Origin of the sequence: Paenibacillus gansuensis (assembly GCF_042684925.1) — a bacterium.
GTDB classification, from domain to species: domain Bacteria; phylum Bacillota; class Bacilli; order Paenibacillales; family DY6; genus Paenibacillus_N; species Paenibacillus_N gansuensis.
In genome coordinates, this window is the sequence record NZ_JBHUME010000012.1 from 79,834 (window position 1) to 95,260 (window position 15,427).

A 15,427-nucleotide genomic window follows, 5' to 3' on the forward strand; every position below is an offset into this window, starting at 1 on the left:
CTTTTAGATTAGTTTATCATACAGCCGCCGCTTGCAGTTACGGGAGAAAACTTCCTTTATTCTTTCCGCCCGCCCAACAACACCTTATATCGCTCGATCGCCTCTAAGCGTGACAATTTCAAATCTACGATGGCATCGGGACGGGGCTGGTGGATCTTGGCCGCAGGAACACCCTCCAATTCAGGAAGCCAAGTCCGTATATAACGCCCCTGTGGATCATACCGCTCCGATTGAGTGACCGGGTTCATAATCCGGAAGTAAGGAGCCGCATCGAAGCCGATCGAGGAACTCCAGAGCCAGCCGCCCCGGTTCAATACGTTGTCGTAATCGGCAAGCTTGGTGCGGAAATAAGCCTCTCCCAGCGGAAAAGGGCATAACAGGTTTTTAGTAAGGAACATAGCCGTAATCATCCGGAGCCGGTTCGGCATGACCCCGGTTTCGTTTAACTGGCGCATAGCCGCGTCGATCACCGGTATGCCAGTACGGCCTTGGCGCCATGCTTCAAAGTGGCGGTCCGACAGCCCCGACAAATCATAAACCTGCTCATAACGGAAAAAGTCCGGATCCATCTGCGCCTGATACATATAGAACTCCCGCCAAATCAATTGCCGGAGCCAAGCCTCCGCCCCCTCGCGGCCTTGCAGCTCTTCGTACACGGTGCGGATGGAAAGGGCTCCGGTGTTCAGCAGCCCGCTGATACCGCTGGTTCCCGGGTTGCCGTAATCATCCCGCAGGTCGTCGTACTGCAGCAGTCCGTCATCCAAATACGCCGCAAGCACCTCCGCCGGTTCCGGCTCAGCCGTCTTCGCACTCCCCGATAGAATTGCCGCAATCTCCGATGGTACACTAAATCTCTCGATCAATCCCGCATCCAGCTCCGCCGTCTGCAAATCACGCACGGAATAAGGCGAACCCGGCCTGTAAAAAAGTTCAAGATATGTTTTCATTTTTCTGTAAAATGGTGTAAATACCTTATAAGGCTCTTTTTTCTCCGTAAATGACTGAAACGCCTCCGCCTCAGCGAGCGTATGATCCTGTATCGCATACACCGGAACCGATGCAGTACCGGCACGTTCGCGGATTGCCTGATCCCTGCGTACAGCATAGGGTGTGTAATCTTCATGAAACACAATTTCCGACACGTTGTGTACGCTGCAAACAGCTTCAACGACATCTTCCGGATTCCCATAAACGAGATGAAGCTCGCGGCCCGCTTTAGCGTAATCCCTGGTTAACCTGGCAACGGCATCAAGGAAATACCTGCCGCTGTGGTCCTTGCCGCGTTCCGTTGATAACAGCTGCGGGTCCACAATCACCAAGTGAAGGCCTGGCTTCCCCAGCTCATGGAGAAAACTGAACGCTTTCATATCCTTAACTCTTAAATCTTTTCTATGAATAAACAAGTACATAGTTTATAACCCTGCCTTTCTTGTAAACAAAAATAAAGCCCCGAAGGCCGCTGCAACGGCCTTACGAGACTTTCACAGACGGTTCCGGTCCAATGCCCGGAGACGGAACCTGAAGAAATCGTTACTCTACTGCGAGTTGTTTGTAAGCATTATTTGAAAGGATTCTACGGGCAGTCACAAATTTCGACACGTAGTAAGAATCATTCATTTTGCTTATCGTAACGCCTTTCTTCGAAGATGCGTGAGCGAACTCTCCGTCTCCCACGTAGATGCCTACATGAGAAATGCCGTCGCCGCCCGTTTCAAAAAAGACCAGATCTCCCGCACGAAGCTCATCCTTGCTCACCTTGGAGCCAAGCTGTGCCTGTGCTTTGGAGGAATGCGGCAGCTCGATATCGAAACGGTTGAATACATAAGAAGTAAACCCTGAACAATCAAAGCCACTCTTCGTAGTGCCGCCGTAGTCGTAGTCGATACCGATTAATTTGGATACTTCGCTATCCAGCGAGGTAGCTGCGGAAGCACTACCAACCATAACTGACAACGAAACAGCCAATCCCAAAAGTACTGCTGAAACTTTTCTCAAAACAGAGCTGCCCCTTCCAGAGCCTACGAGGTTAGCTTAAGGGTTCGGTAAGAAGGTTCCCTATGGTCACTCTGAAGCGAGACCAATTCACCCGAAAATGGATCCCCCGTTTCCCTTGCGGGAATTCGGCAAAATTTGTGTAAAGTGATTTTTTCCACTCTCATAATTCGATCTTTTTTTCAAATCTCCTTCTTTAGTCACAGATTAGTCACAAATTATTTTAAAATGACAATCTTTAGACCCAGTCCATTGTAAGAAATGTAAAAATAAGCCGTCCCTGCTATGCAGGAACGGCTTGTTCGTTTGTCCAGACTGTTTATTCTCCGCTCTTGAAGCGCCACAAATGATACTGGCTCGTAATGCCCCAAACTTTAAACATGGTACGGATCAGGTAATGGATTTGATGAAGGATTAATGCCAGCAGGCCCGCCCAGATTAGGGAGACCGCAGCAGTAACCAGAAACACCGCTCCGCTGGCCAACAGCAGGACGGAAGCCACGCCTGAGAACGGGAGGATGGAGCGCAGCCCGACTCCAAGCGAGTGAAATGCGGGCCGGCCGCTCACCTTGCCGATTTGAACCGATAAGAACAACAGATGCAGAAGGAAAGCATACAGGATCCACAGTAAAGCTAGCGGGCTTAATTCCATCAGCATGGGCTGCCAGTTCACATTCGTGTTGTAGATATCCGCGGTCCGGGGAAGAATCCAGTAGGCCGGAAGCAGAGTTAACGTCAGCTGCAGCCAGTAAAGCAGGACGAAGAAGACTCCGTATGTTTTGACACCGGTAAGAAAAACACGTTTCTCCTTTGAGCCGGCCTGGTGGATACAGTGACAGATCCCGGCCTGAATCAACGGGGAGACGACCAGCCTTAGCAATACGAGCGCTGCAAGAATGGCCAGATAACGGTGGCTGATATCCGTCCGGGTCAATTGAAATTGACCTTCTATAAAGAACAGCTGGACCGCTTGCTCCTGCATGGAATTGCCGGGGTAACGCCGAAGCAGAGGGTAAACGATCGATTCGATGAAGCGGTAGAGCAGTAAACCCCATATCAATTGGTACACGAACAGCAGCAGTACGGAAGAAAATTGCCGCAGCATGGAGGACCAGCCTTGTTTTACCCATTGCATGACCATAGTTTCACCTCACCATGCGAGCGAGCCCAGCAGGGCTTCGAGTATTTTGGCGATGCTCAAGTTCCACCGGATGTTCCACTTGGAGTCCACCTCGGCTTTCATAAAGTTATTGATGTGCTTGTTTTCGACCACGATCGTGCGGTTCGGATCGACTGCAACCCAGGTAAGAGGGGAGGAGTTCGTAATTTTGTATTCCGTCAGAAGTTCGGCGCCGTCCCAGGTTTTCTTCATTGTTGAGCCGTCTTCAAAATAGAACAAGATAGGCACTTTACTAAAATCCCCGCCGTTCTTCCTTATAAAGACCCGGTGTACATATATCGTCTCGCCGTTTTCGTTGACCTTGTCCGTGTGGATTTCCTCTACGGAGAAGTCAGCCATCATGCTGCCATAGACGTATTGGCTGAAGTAAGGATCCCAATCCCGTTTCGTCATACGCTCCAGCACGGTTTGGAAGTCCGCCGTGGAAGGGTGTTTAAATTTCCATTTTACAAAATAAGCTCGGATCACTTTGTTCATCATCTTCGTTCCGATTTCCCGCTCAATCCCCAGCAGCACAAGCTTTGCTCTGGTGTACACATTCTCGGCGTAATGGTTATGGCCCCTGTATTTCCAGGAAAGCTGCTTCAATGGAGCCGGGGACGTAATATAGCTGGATTCGACAGGGAGGTTCGGTGCGACACCGTACTCTTTCTCCATAATCTTGTCTTCCGAGTAGGAAGCGAAACCTTCGTCCAGCCAGGCTTCCTCGAACTCGTTGCTGGCGACCATGCCGTACCAGTACTGGTGCGCAATTTCATGAACGACGACACGCTCCAGATCATAGCCGGGGTCGATGCTGTCGGCACCGAATGCGGTAACCAGTGTCGGATACTCCATGCCGCCTGCACCGTTGCCCTCGGCAGGGGGTACGACGATCGACAACGTGCTGTATGGATATTGGCCGTACATTTTGCTAAATTCGGTAAGGGCCGTCTTTGCTGCATGGAAGTAGCGGTCTTTGAGATCCTTATGCTTCGGATCGAGATACAGCTTGATGCGAACACCCGGCACATTGGGAGCCGAGAAGGGCTCTTCCGCATACTCGAAATCCGGGGAGGCGGACCAGGCAAAGTCATGCACATCGTCGGCGTAGAACTGATAAGTCTTGTACCCGTCTTTGTCCGTTGTCGGTTTGGTTTGAAAGCCGGTTGCCGCAACGATATAGCTGGATGGAACCGCCACTTTCACGTTATAAATCCCGAAATCGGAGTAGAATTCCGAATTGCCGTGGTATTGGTGCGCATTCCAGCCTTCTACGGCACGTCCGCGGGTTCCGGTCAATTCGTAGGCGGCGACTTTCGGGAACCATTGCCCGGCCATGACGAAATCGCCGGCATAACCCATTCGCGCAAACGTGTGAGGCAGTGTTACGGTAAAAGCCATTCTCAGCGTAATCGATCCCTTGGGAGGAATCGGCTCAGGAAGGCGGATCTTGACCAGTGTGCGGTCTTTCTTGTTTCCGTCATCAGGCTGCACAGCCTGGAGCCGCGGAAGAAGGTTGGTGCCATCCGAAGTTTTCACCGCATTCAGTTTTATGCTGCCGAAGCTGCCGGAGAGCATCCGGTCCGACCGCAGCGTGCCTCCTGATTCTTTCATGAACGTAGTGTCCATGGATTCAAACGCATTAGGGTAGAGATGCAGATACATCTCGGTTACCGTCTTTTTGCCGGGGTTCGTCCAGGTGACGGTTTGAGCAGCGGTAATCTGCTTGCGGTCCGGCACCCACTTGGCATCAATATGATATTCCACCACGCGCTGGCTGAGCGGTTCAGGCTTCTTATCGACGGGCAGGTTCGGCAAAGGCGCCGACTTAACCGGCGGTTTGGCAGCCGGGGAGGTAGTCTTGGCGGCCGGGCGCTGGGGCTTGCTTTGCGCCTTCTTCTTGCTCTGGTTTGCCGGTTTCACTTCGCCGGAAGCGGGGACCGCAGTTTCGTCTCGGGGCCATAAGGCGATACCGGATACGATGAAAGCGACCGCTAAGAGCAAGGATACAAGTGGTTTGGTAAGCCGATGGTTCATACGTTTTTCCTCCCGTTGACAAGCTTGACAAGCGTCTAAAGCATGTATATGTACCTTGTCCGCGAATTATTTCTATAAGTGTGCGGGGGAATTTTTGCATTGCATATGGCAAAGATGATAGTATATTCGCTAAAATAGAACTAATCTTGGGCAAATCTGAAGGAGGCCTTCATTTATGGATATAGAGAACAACGGCAGCGCGGGAGCGGGCGGGGAACCGGCGAAGAAAGAGAAGAAGCAGATCGCGCTGAATGTAGTCAGCAATAAGCCGCACCGGGGGTTCGGTGCCGGAAGCATTGATCTGAACAATGTGTCGTGCGTGATTATCGACGAAGGCAGCGCCTACATCGACGACGGTGCTATGCATGCCAAGAGCAAGGTGGAGCGCGGCATTAAATTCTCGACCAATAAAGAGGATGTCCCGAACGGCCGGAAGTGCTGGGTGGTTTGGGTTGCCGTCGACCGCACGGAAGAAGGAACAAGGTACGGCGGTGTCACAGCCTGTGAAATGCTGATTGATGCTGAAGCCAGAAGAGGATGGAAAATTCTTGCGGATCACGTGAACAAGCTGGATTATGCCCTGAAGCGCAGGTTCATCTTGGACGGATTGAGCGAAGAAGAGAAAGCCTCGCTGCGCAAGCTGCTGATGGAACACAATCCGCAGTGGTGGGAAGCATCGGACGAAGCTTTAAAACAGGGGCTGGCTTAATAACTAAAATGGCAGTCAGGAGGTTTCTCCTGACTGCCATTTTTAGTTTGCCGGTCGGAATGTATGCGAGAAATCGAATACATTCATCTATTTCGTTAGCGCTATCAATTTTTCATTTAAAGGACTCTGCGGGCTGTCACGTAATGGTTGTCCCACCAACCGGAAGCCATAGATGAGATTTTCACGCCGCCTGCTCCGTAAGTATGCAGTATTTTGTTGTTGCCGATATAAATAGCCACATGGGAAATACCCGGTCTGCTAGTTGTGGTAAAGAAGACTAAATCGCCTTTTATTAACTTGCTGCGCGGTACGTAACGGCCGACTTTCGCCTGGTCTTTCGAAGCGCGCGGCAATGGTTTGCCTACATAATGGTATACCCATTTAGTAAAGGACGAGCAGTCAAATCGGGAAGTGCTGCCGTATTTAGCACCGAATTGATAGGGAGTCCCCAAGTATTTTTTGCCGATAGTAATAACCCGGTCTCTAGTCGAGACGGCTGCTTCAGCCGGAGGGGCAAGGTATGCTGCAGTACCAGTGTACAATAGGGCTGCGCTGATTCCGAGCACGGTCAGCTGTTTCACAATGCGATGTCGTAGATTCATGCTGTTTTCCTCCTAAGGGTGGCTGGCTAGCCGGTATACCCGAAGTATAGCATGTTGAAACTTGGAATCATTTACCTCACACGCGGCAAGTCTATGTCTCTCTAAGGGGTAACGGGGATTATTAGAAAAACATGAGAATTATCTGAGAGTAATATAGCAAATATAGGTTGACAAATGCCTGTTTGCAGGATCTATTTATTCTTAGAAGGAGTAGGGTGTAAGCGTTCTCCGTGTGCAGTCGCATTTTACCTAAATAGTTCCTTTTTCAGTGCAGCAAAAAAGAACCTTTCCTCGAAATCGGGAAAGGTTCTCTGATCTTAATCCGTCCACCAGCGTTTCAGGTCCTGCCACCAGGAATGGTTGGCCCGCTCTTCCGTCGGCTGAAGCGGTTTGCCGCCATCTCCGCAGTATTCGGCCGGTTCGGTCCCCTTCACAAATACCTCAAGGCGGGACTGCCCGCAGGAAGCGGTCGCGAGCTTGCCGCTAGCCGTGTCTACGTAGACGCTGACCACGTCTTGCGGCATCTCGAACAGCTTCGGCGGGATCGATTCCAGCGCCCCTTCCGTATATTCCGCGAAGATCGGCGCCGCTTTCCGCGACTCTACGGTAGTGATCGTTTTGCCTTTGTCGTGGCCTACCCATACCGCCGTCACCAGCTCCGGCGTAAAGCCGACCATCCAGGCGTCCGAGTTGGTGGTTCCGCTCTTTCCGGCAACAGGCCGCTTCAGGTAGCGGGACACCCGGTTGCCGGTCCCGCCTTCTTCAAAGACGCTCTGCATCAGGTTCGTCAGCACATACGCTGCTGCCGGATCGGCCGCTTGCTGCGCCTGCGGGTGCGATTCATACAGCACCCGGCCCTCGGAGTCGACGACTTTCAGGACCGCGGTCGGCGTGACTTTGACTCCGCGGTTGCTGATCGTGCCGTACGCCACAGCCATCTCGAACGGGCTCACCGGGAATGTCCCCAGCGCCAGGGAAGGCAGCGGCTTCATTGCACTGTCCACCCCGAGCTTGCGCGCCGTCTCGATTACTTTCTCCGGTCCCACCTGCTGAATGGTGGAGACCGCATAAATATTGTCCGATTTGGCGATCGCCTGCCGCATGTCGATCCAATCGTTCTCGTAGTGCCCGCCATAGTTCCGCGGGGTATACGTCTGCTTGCCGTTGTCGTAGGTGAACGTTGTCGGCTCGCTTTTAAATTTCGTCATCGGGCTGAATGTCTTGCTTTCGAGTGCGGCCAGATAAAGAAATGCCTTAAATGCCGAACCCGGCTGCCGTGTTCCGGCAAACACCCGGTTGTACTGGTTCTGGTCGTAATCCCGCCCGCCGACCATCGCTTTAATGTAACCGTTGCGCGGATCGATCGAGATCAACGCCGCCTGAAGTTCTTCGGTGCCTTGCAGCTGTCCGGCCACCGCTTTCTCCGCCACTTCCTGAGCTTTCATATCCAGGGAAGTGTAGATTTTAAGACCGCCGCCGTCGATCAGCTTCTCGTCAATTCCCAGCTGCGTAACGGCGAATTGCTTTACATAGTCCCTGAAATAAGGCGCAGCATCCGGCTTCGGTGCCGAGAGCGGCTTAAAATTCAGTGGCTCCTTGGCAGCCGCCTCAGCTTCGGACTGTGTAAGATAGCCGTATTTCACCATGGATTGGAGTACGGTTTTTTGCCGGGAAAGCGCATTGTCCAGATCGAGATAGGGCGAATAATATTTTGGCCCCTTGGGCACCCCGGCCAGCAGAGCGCTTTCCGCCAGGGACAAATCCTTCGCATGCTTCCCAAAATAAACTTGAGCCGCCGTTTCCGCACCGTAAGTAGAGTGGCCGTAGTAGATCTGATTTAAATATTTTTCAAGAATCTCATCTTTCGAGTAGTTCATTTCCAGCTGGACGGTGTACATCGCCTCTTTGATTTTTCGTTCCCAGGTCCGGTCGTGATTTAAATAAAGGTTCCGTGCCAGCTGCTGGGTAATCGTGCTTGCCCCCTGGACTTTCGCCATATGTTTCACGTCAACCGCAACGGCGCGCGCGAGGCCCCGCATATCGATGCCCCAATGGCTGTAAAACCGGTTATCCTCAATCGCAAGTGTCGCATTTTTCAAATACGGGGAAATATCCCTTAGGGGTATGACCTGCCGGTTTTGCCCGGAGTGAAAGCTGTCTATTAATGTACCGTTTGCGTCAAAAATCTGGGAAGTCTGCGAGACCGAAGCCGCTGGCAGCGATTGGGTGCGCAAAAACAGAAGAGCCAGCACAGCCAGGCCGATGACGATCCCCCCGGTTAGGAGAAGGACGGTGACGCCTTTTTTGAAGTTCTGATACATCCTTACGTAAGGGCCCTGATCTTGCAGTTCGGTCTGTACGGGTTTCGGTTCTTGTTCCATCCGGTTCATGGCGGTCTCCTTTCGTTGAAGAGTATCGTAAAGGCATCTTTTTAACAGTATGGAAAAGGAAAAGAAAGCCTATACAGATTTACATCATCTTATTATGAAAAATTTTCATCTAAAGGGCTTAAAAGGTTGCATTTCTGCAGGGTTCGACTATAATACAATTTGTGCTGTGGCACGGGCTTTGTCCCTTCGGGGCGCGAGGCTTTACAGATTCAGACGTATCAAGGGATGAAACGATCTCTTTTCGGAAAAATAAGCAAGATCAATGACGACGAAAGAAGGTTAAATACATGGAACTGTGGTACACGGAGAAACAAACCGAGAGCTTCGGCATTACTGCGAAAATTCGCGAAACTTTGGTAACGGAACAAACTGATTTTCAAAAGCTGGATATGATCGACACCGAAGAGTTCGGACGTATGCTGGTACTGGACGGCATGGTCATGACTACGATTAAGGATGAGTTCGTTTACCACGAAATGGTGGCTCACCCGGCTCTGTTCACACACCCGAACCCTAAGCACGTACTGGTAGTAGGCGGCGGCGACGGCGGGGTTATCCGTGAAGTGCTGAAGCACCCTGGCGTAGAGAAAGCGGTTCTCGTTGAAATCGACGGTAAAGTTATAGAATACAGCAAAAAGTTCCTTCCGGAAATCGCAGGACAACTGGAAAATTCTCGGGTTGAAGTCATCGTGAACGACGGTTTCATGCATATCCACGACCACAAGAATACTTATGACGTCATCATGGTCGATTCCACGGAGCCTGTCGGCCCGGCTGCTCCTCTGTTTGAGCGCGGATTCTATCAAGGGATTTTCGAAGCGCTGAAAGAGGACGGTATTTTCGTTGCTCAAACGGACAACCCTTGGTTCAAAGCCGATCTGATTCAAAAAGTTAACCGCGACGTTAAAGAAATCTTCCCGATTACACGCGTATATGCAGCGAACATTCCTACTTACCCGAGCGGCATGTGGACGTTCACTATGGGAAGCAAAAAACACGATCCGCTTCAGGTTGACGAAACGCAAATCCCTGAGCTGGAAACCAAATATTACACGCCTCGCTTGCACAAAGCGGCATTCGTATTGCCGAAATTTGTGGAAGACCTGACGAAGTAGGAGGCAGTTGCATATGCGTTTAGACCAAACTTACTCCGGTAACGTGTTTATCCTTAGCTCCGATGACTACGCGAATAGCAAAGCGGTTATCTACGGCATGCCGATGGATTACACGGTAAGCTTCCGCCCGGGTTCCCGGTTCGGCCCGGCCCGTATCCGCGAAGTGTCTATCGGACTCGAAGAGTACAGCCCTTATTTGGACCGCAGCCTAGAAGATATGACGTACTTTGATGCAGGCGATTTGCTGCTGCCGTTCGGCAATGCGGCGCGCAGCCTGGACATCATTCAGGAATATGTAGCCGGCTTGCTGGCTGACGGCAAGTTCCCGCTTGGCATGGGCGGAGAGCACTTGGTCACTTGGCCGGTGCTGCAGGAAGTGTACAAGAAGTATCCGGATCTGGCAGTCATCCATATCGACGCGCACGCGGATCTTCGCGAGCAGTACGAAGGCGAGCCGCTGTCCCACTCCACACCGATTCGCAAAGCGGCTGTGATGATGGGCGGCAAGAACATTTATCAATTCGGGATCCGTTCTGGTTCACGTGAAGAGTTCCAGTTCGGACGCGAGAACATCAACTTCTTCCCGTTTGAAGTACTGGAGCCGCTGAAGAAAGTGCTTCCTGAACTGGAAGGCCGTCCGGTGTACGTAACAATCGACATCGACGTGCTTGACCCGTCCGCTGCACCGGGCACAGGTACGGCTGAAGCCGGCGGGATTACATCCAAAGAGCTGCTGGCGGCGGTTCACGCGATCGCAGGCTCCGGCGCCAACGTAGTAGGCTGCGATGTAGTGGAAGTCGCTCCGATCTACGACCACAGCGAACAAACTCAAATCGTGGCCTCGAAGCTAATCCGCGAGATGCTGCTTGGATTTGTGAAGTAATACCGGGTAATCCCGGGTAATTCCGGGTGTTACTGATTAAAAGGCAAAGAGCAGGGACACTCCCTGCTCTTTTTGTTGTTTCAGCCTTTCTGCGCTTTGTAGGCCTCCAAGACGGTGAACTTTTTGCCCGCAAAACCCCGCCTTTCTTGAATGTTACGTCTGAAGTGTATATGATTAAGGGAAGTATCTAAATAGACAGGAGTCGAATGACGATGCCGGCCAAATCAGCGATCATGCTCACGGTGGAAAGCAGGCACAGCGGCGAAACGTACGTGCAGAAGGTGGAAGGTACCCTGTACCGTAAAGAGAATGCCGTCTATCTGCGGTATGCCGAGACGGACGAGGCGATGGGGAACACGATGACCACGGTCCGGATCGATCCGCAGGAACTGAAAATAATCCGTCATGGCGAAGTAGAGTCGGATCAGACCTTTGCGGTAGGCCGAAGATTGCCCGGCAACTACCGGACACCGTTCGTATCTATGCAGCTTGAGACGCACACTCAACTGATCCATGCGGACGTGACAGGGGCAACGGGCACTTTGCAATGGAACTATGACTTGTATTTTGACGGGGACTTCTCCGGCGATTATAAAATAAAGATGAGTTACCAGGAGGTTCAATCGGAATGAACGCATTGGAGCAAATGAAGAACAAACTGAAAGAAGCGATCGCGGACGCGGTGGCGAAGTCCGGGCTGGTAGAGCCGGGCACACCGGTAGCTGTAGCGCTTGAGGTGCCAAAGGAGAAAGCTCACGGCGACTTCTCGACGAACGCGGCCATGCAGCTGACCAAGCTGGCTAAGAAGAACCCTCGCCAGATCGCGGAAACCATTCTGGAGAATCTGGATCAAGGCTCTGCAGGCATCGAGAAAGCCGAAATTGCAGGTCCGGGCTTTATTAATTTCTTTATGAACCGCAGTTATCTGTACAACGTCGTTCCTGAAGTACTAACGGCCGGAGCGGATTATGGAAGGATCAATGCCGGCCAGGGACGCCGGATCCAACTAGAGTTTGTCAGCGCCAACCCTACAGGCAGCCTGCACCTGGGACATGCCCGCGGGGCGGCTGTCGGTGACGCGTTGTGCAATGTTCTGGATTTTGCGGGATATGAAGTGACACGGGAATATTACATTAACGATGCCGGCAACCAGGTCATGAACCTTGCCAAATCCATTGAAGCCCGTTATCTTCAAGAGCTTGGCCAAGAAGTGGAGATGCCGGAGGACGGATATCACGGCGAGGACATCAAAGGCTTTGCCAAAGAACTGGTTGCTGAGAAGGGCGATGCCTTTGTCAACCTTCCTTCAGAAGAACGCCTGGATTTTTTCCGCACCTACGGCCTGGAGAAAGAACTGGACAAAATTAAGCGCGACTTGGGCCGGTTCGGGGTGAAATTTGATGAGTGGTTCAGCGAAACTTCCCTGTACACGAATGGACAGGTGATTGAGGCTCTGGAGGAACTTAAAGCTAAGGGGCAAAGCTATGAACAAGAGGGCGCAACCTGGCTTCGCACCACAGACTACGGAGACGACAAAGACCGCGTTTTGATCAAGAACGACGGAAGCTATACTTATTTAACACCGGACATCGCCTACCACAAAACGAAGTACGCCAGAGGCTATGACGAAATGATTAACATCTGGGGCGCCGATCATCACGGGTACATTCCACGGATGAAAGCCGCTATGGAAGCGTTGGGCAATGACCCGGACAAACTGAGAGTCCTGATCGCCCAAATGGTCAGCCTGTTCCAGAACGGCGAGAAGGTCAAAATGTCCAAGCGTACAGGCAAAGCTGTCACGATGGTAGACTTGATGGACGAGGTGGGCGTCGACGCTATCCGCTATTTCTTTACGATGAGAAGTATGGATTCCCATCTTGATTTCGACATGGATCTTGCTATATCGACATCCAATGAGAATCCTGTCTTTTACGTCCAATATGCACATGCCAGAATTTGCAGCATTTTCCGCAAAGCGGAGGAACAAGGCATAACGGTCCTTCCGCTGAATCAAATCGATCTGACGAAGCTTACATCTGAAGCTGAATTCGGCCTGCTTCTCAAGCTTGGCGAGCTGCCGGAAGAAATCGCGATCGCCGCTGCCAGCTATGCGCCGCACCGCGTCATCCGCTACGTGTACGAACTGGCTGCGCAGTTCCACAGCTTCTACAGAGCAGAGCGCGTCATCACTGACGACGCGCAGCAGACCCAGGCGCGTCTCGCGCTCCTGCAAGCCGTGCGGACCGTCATCCGCAACGTGCTTGCCCTAATCGGCGTCTCCGCGCCGGATCAAATGACCAGCCCCGCTGCCGACGAAGCGGCAGAAGGCGAGAACGCGTAAGACCGCCGAACCAGGCAACGCCGGCGCGCTTACTTCAATAACTTAAACAGCCGGGCGGCGTCGATCCGCCCGCTGCCTTTTACTTTCGCTCCCCGCACTGGCAGGGAGCTTTTTTTCAGCATCTCCCGGATGGCATCCGGTTTCAGCCCGGGCTTTGCAGCGAGCAGCAGAGCGATCAGGCCGCTTACATGCGAAGTGGCCATGGAGGTGCCGCTCATCTCGTTGTATTTGCCCCGCGGCCAAGCCGATAATATTTTTTCGCCGGGGGCGAACACGTCGATTTTGCGGTTCCGGTTGCTGAACGGGGCAATATGATGATCCTTTCCGACGGCGCCTACGGAAATGGTCTGCGGATACTTGGCGGGATAATCCATGGAAAGTTTTTTGCCTTCATTCCCAGAGGACGCGACGATGATGACACCCGCATTGTATGCGTTTCGGACGGCTTGCAGCAGCGCCTCACTGCGGGTTCTCATGCCAAAGCTCATGTTAATGATATCGATGTTGTTCCGGACGCACCAGTCGATACCGAGTATGATATCCGATACCAGGGCGGCCCCGTGCTTATCGAACGATTTGACCGGATGAATGACAGCCCGCGGGGCGACACCGACAATACCGTGGTATTGGCCGGCGGCTGCAATCGTTCCGGCAATGTGGGTGCCGTGGCCGTTGTCGTCATGGGGAAGCATGCTGCGCTGAATCAGGTTGATGCCGCCTGCGATGTTATGACGCAAATCCGGATGGCTGTAATCGATGCCTGTATCGATTACGGCGACTTTTACCCGGTTACCAATCGATTTATTCCAAACGGCGGGAGCTTTAATTTGGCGGATTCCCCAAGGCACATGAGGATCGGTACGGGGAGATACAGCCGTCTCGTGCAGCTTTATCCTCATGTCTTCCTCCACACGGAGGTGCCTGCTATGTGCTTTGATTAGTTTGGAGGAAGAGCCGAGCGTACAAGATACGCCATGGATCAAGTTCATATTCTTCACAGCGGACAGCTTGGAAAGAGACGGCTTTAACCGCCTTAATTCCGCCATACAGCGGGCATATTCCATGGGGCTGTGAAACCGGATAATTTGTTTAGGCTGGTGGCCGGTGTTGGATTTATACTTCATTTCCTCGTGCAAAAGGTGCCAAAACCCGACGTAGTCCAATAGAGTACCCCCTCAAGCGTACCGTTTTGACATATCTTATGAACCAGATTCGCCGGCGGATAGAGGTCGTCTGCCTTAATTTGGAATATTTAGGCTCCGAACCGTGTCATTCTACTCGGGCGTTCATAGTATGGAGTGAGGGCTGTTGCTCTCGGCATCAGACGCAGTGGCGGAAGCAGGGTCCGTTATTGCGCGGATACAGTCACCGGCGGAGGATTTCGGTCCTTCGTCTCTTTTTTGTGATTCAAGTTGCAATTTTGTATAAAATAGGTTTTACTTATTGTGATAATGGATAGGTTAGTAAAGTTCTCTAATTGTAAACGCGAAAGGATGTGTCAGGGATGAGTGGCACTTATACATTGAAAATCACCCCGGAGCAAGCCAAGGAAATGCCGATGGTAGACTTGGCGTTCGAAGTGCTGAAAGCAGCGAACACTCCGTATTACTATCGTGATCTGATGATGGAAATGGCGAAGATCAAGGGCCTGAGCGAAGAAGAAGTAATGCAGGTCATTGCACAGATATATACGGAGATCAACATCGACGGGCGTTTCGCTTGCGTCGGCAGCAATTTGTGGGGACTGAAGCGTTGGTATCCGGTCGAGAAGGCGGAAGATGCCATGAGCGGCGCAACGAAACGTCCGCGGATTATTAACGACGAAGACGATGATCTCGATGATGACGACCTGTTCGCGGAAGAGGAAGATACATACGGCGGAGACGACAGCTTCGACGGCGATGAAGAGAGCGAAGACCTGTTCCGGGAAGACGACGAGGTAGAAGAGGCTGAAGAAGATGATGTAGTCATCGAAGATGCCGATTTGGATGAAGATGCGGAAGAAGAGCTGGATGAACTGGACGAATCCGAAGAGGAAGACAGCTCTGATTTGGACAGCGACGACGAGGATGCAGACGACGAGAAGTAAGACGGAACTGAACAATTTGAACGCTCGATTATCTTGACATCAGGGTGGCTACAAGGTAAACTGTTCTTCGGGCTAAAAATTTACATTCTTTTTACCAAATTTAC

The 15,427-nt window shown here is 51.9% G+C and carries 13 protein-coding genes and 1 riboswitch; of the genes, 6 read left to right on the forward strand and 7 right to left on the reverse strand.

The genetic code is table 11. The features are described 5' to 3' along the window. Nucleotides 1-56: 56 nt before the first annotated feature. The 4 genes from ACFSUF_RS19210 to ACFSUF_RS19225 all read right to left on the reverse strand — a co-directional run bounded on the left by ACFSUF_RS19210 (nt 57) and on the right by ACFSUF_RS19225 (nt 5,191). On the reverse strand, nt 57-1,409 hold the full coding sequence (locus ACFSUF_RS19210; protein ID WP_377605521.1) for a cryptochrome/photolyase family protein: 1,353 nt from the start codon (nt 1,407-1,409) through the stop codon (nt 57-59). A gap of 121 nt (nt 1,410-1,530) precedes the next feature. Further along, nucleotides 1,531-1,995: a C40 family peptidase gene (locus tag ACFSUF_RS19215; RefSeq protein WP_377605523.1), complete on the reverse strand. Its 465-nt coding sequence runs from the start codon at nt 1,993-1,995 to the stop codon at nt 1,531-1,533. Nucleotides 1,996-2,000: 5 nt separating this feature from the next. Then, nucleotides 2,001-2,136, reverse strand: a riboswitch (cyclic di-AMP (ydaO/yuaA leader). Between the two features lie 175 nt (nt 2,137-2,311). Further along, complete coding sequence (locus ACFSUF_RS19220) at nt 2,312-3,127, reverse strand: hypothetical protein (protein WP_377605525.1); 816 nt, start codon at nt 3,125-3,127, stop codon at nt 2,312-2,314. A gap of 15 nt (nt 3,128-3,142) precedes the next feature. After that, nucleotides 3,143-5,191: a M1 family metallopeptidase gene (locus ACFSUF_RS19225; protein ID WP_377605527.1), complete on the reverse strand. Its 2,049-nt coding sequence runs from the start codon at nt 5,189-5,191 to the stop codon at nt 3,143-3,145. 175 nt (nt 5,192-5,366) lie between these two features. Between ACFSUF_RS19225 and ACFSUF_RS19230 the strand changes: the two genes are divergently transcribed. Then, nucleotides 5,367-5,900, forward strand: coding sequence for a YwhD family protein (locus tag ACFSUF_RS19230; protein WP_377605529.1), 534 nt, complete (start codon nt 5,367-5,369; stop codon nt 5,898-5,900). Between the two features lie 116 nt (nt 5,901-6,016). Here ACFSUF_RS19230 and ACFSUF_RS19235 read toward each other — a convergent pair whose 3' ends face one another. Together ACFSUF_RS19235 and ACFSUF_RS19240 are read right to left on the reverse strand one after the other, a co-directional pair. Continuing rightward, nucleotides 6,017-6,502, reverse strand: a complete 486-nt coding sequence (locus ACFSUF_RS19235) for a C40 family peptidase (RefSeq protein WP_377605531.1) — start codon at nt 6,500-6,502, stop codon at nt 6,017-6,019. 317 nt (nt 6,503-6,819) lie between these two features. Then, nucleotides 6,820-8,883, reverse strand: coding sequence for a transglycosylase domain-containing protein (locus ACFSUF_RS19240; protein WP_377605576.1), 2,064 nt, complete (start codon nt 8,881-8,883; stop codon nt 6,820-6,822). 296 nt (nt 8,884-9,179) lie between these two features. Between ACFSUF_RS19240 and speE the strand changes: the two genes are divergently transcribed. The 4 genes from speE to argS all read left to right on the forward strand — a co-directional run bounded on the left by speE (nt 9,180) and on the right by argS (nt 13,234). Continuing rightward, nucleotides 9,180-10,007: a polyamine aminopropyltransferase gene (gene speE / locus ACFSUF_RS19245; protein ID WP_377605533.1), complete on the forward strand. Its 828-nt coding sequence runs from the start codon at nt 9,180-9,182 to the stop codon at nt 10,005-10,007. Between the two features lie 13 nt (nt 10,008-10,020). Then, a complete protein-coding gene (speB, locus tag ACFSUF_RS19250; RefSeq protein ID WP_377605535.1) occupies nt 10,021-10,890 on the forward strand; it encodes an agmatinase in 870 nt (289 codons plus the stop codon). Nucleotides 10,891-11,102: 212 nt separating this feature from the next. Further along, nucleotides 11,103-11,522, forward strand: coding sequence for a DUF1934 domain-containing protein (locus ACFSUF_RS19255; RefSeq protein WP_377605537.1), 420 nt, complete (start codon nt 11,103-11,105; stop codon nt 11,520-11,522). After that, a complete protein-coding gene (gene argS, locus ACFSUF_RS19260) occupies nt 11,519-13,234 on the forward strand; it encodes an arginine--tRNA ligase (RefSeq protein ID WP_377605539.1) in 1,716 nt (571 codons plus the stop codon). Before ACFSUF_RS19255 ends, argS begins: the two co-directional genes overlap by 4 nt. A 29-nt stretch (nt 13,235-13,263) precedes the next feature. On the opposite strand, the gene ACFSUF_RS19265 is transcribed toward argS, so the two are convergent. Further along, the gene (locus ACFSUF_RS19265; protein ID WP_377605541.1) at nt 13,264-14,397 is read right to left on the reverse strand and encodes a S8 family peptidase; all 1,134 of its coding nucleotides are present in this window, start codon (nt 14,395-14,397) and stop codon (nt 13,264-13,266) included. A 341-nt stretch (nt 14,398-14,738) separates the two neighbouring features. Between ACFSUF_RS19265 and rpoE the strand changes: the two genes are divergently transcribed. After that, entirely contained in the window at nt 14,739-15,323 is a 585-nt protein-coding gene (rpoE, locus tag ACFSUF_RS19270) for a DNA-directed RNA polymerase subunit delta (protein WP_377605542.1), read from the forward strand. Nucleotides 15,324-15,427: the final 104 nt, after the last annotated feature.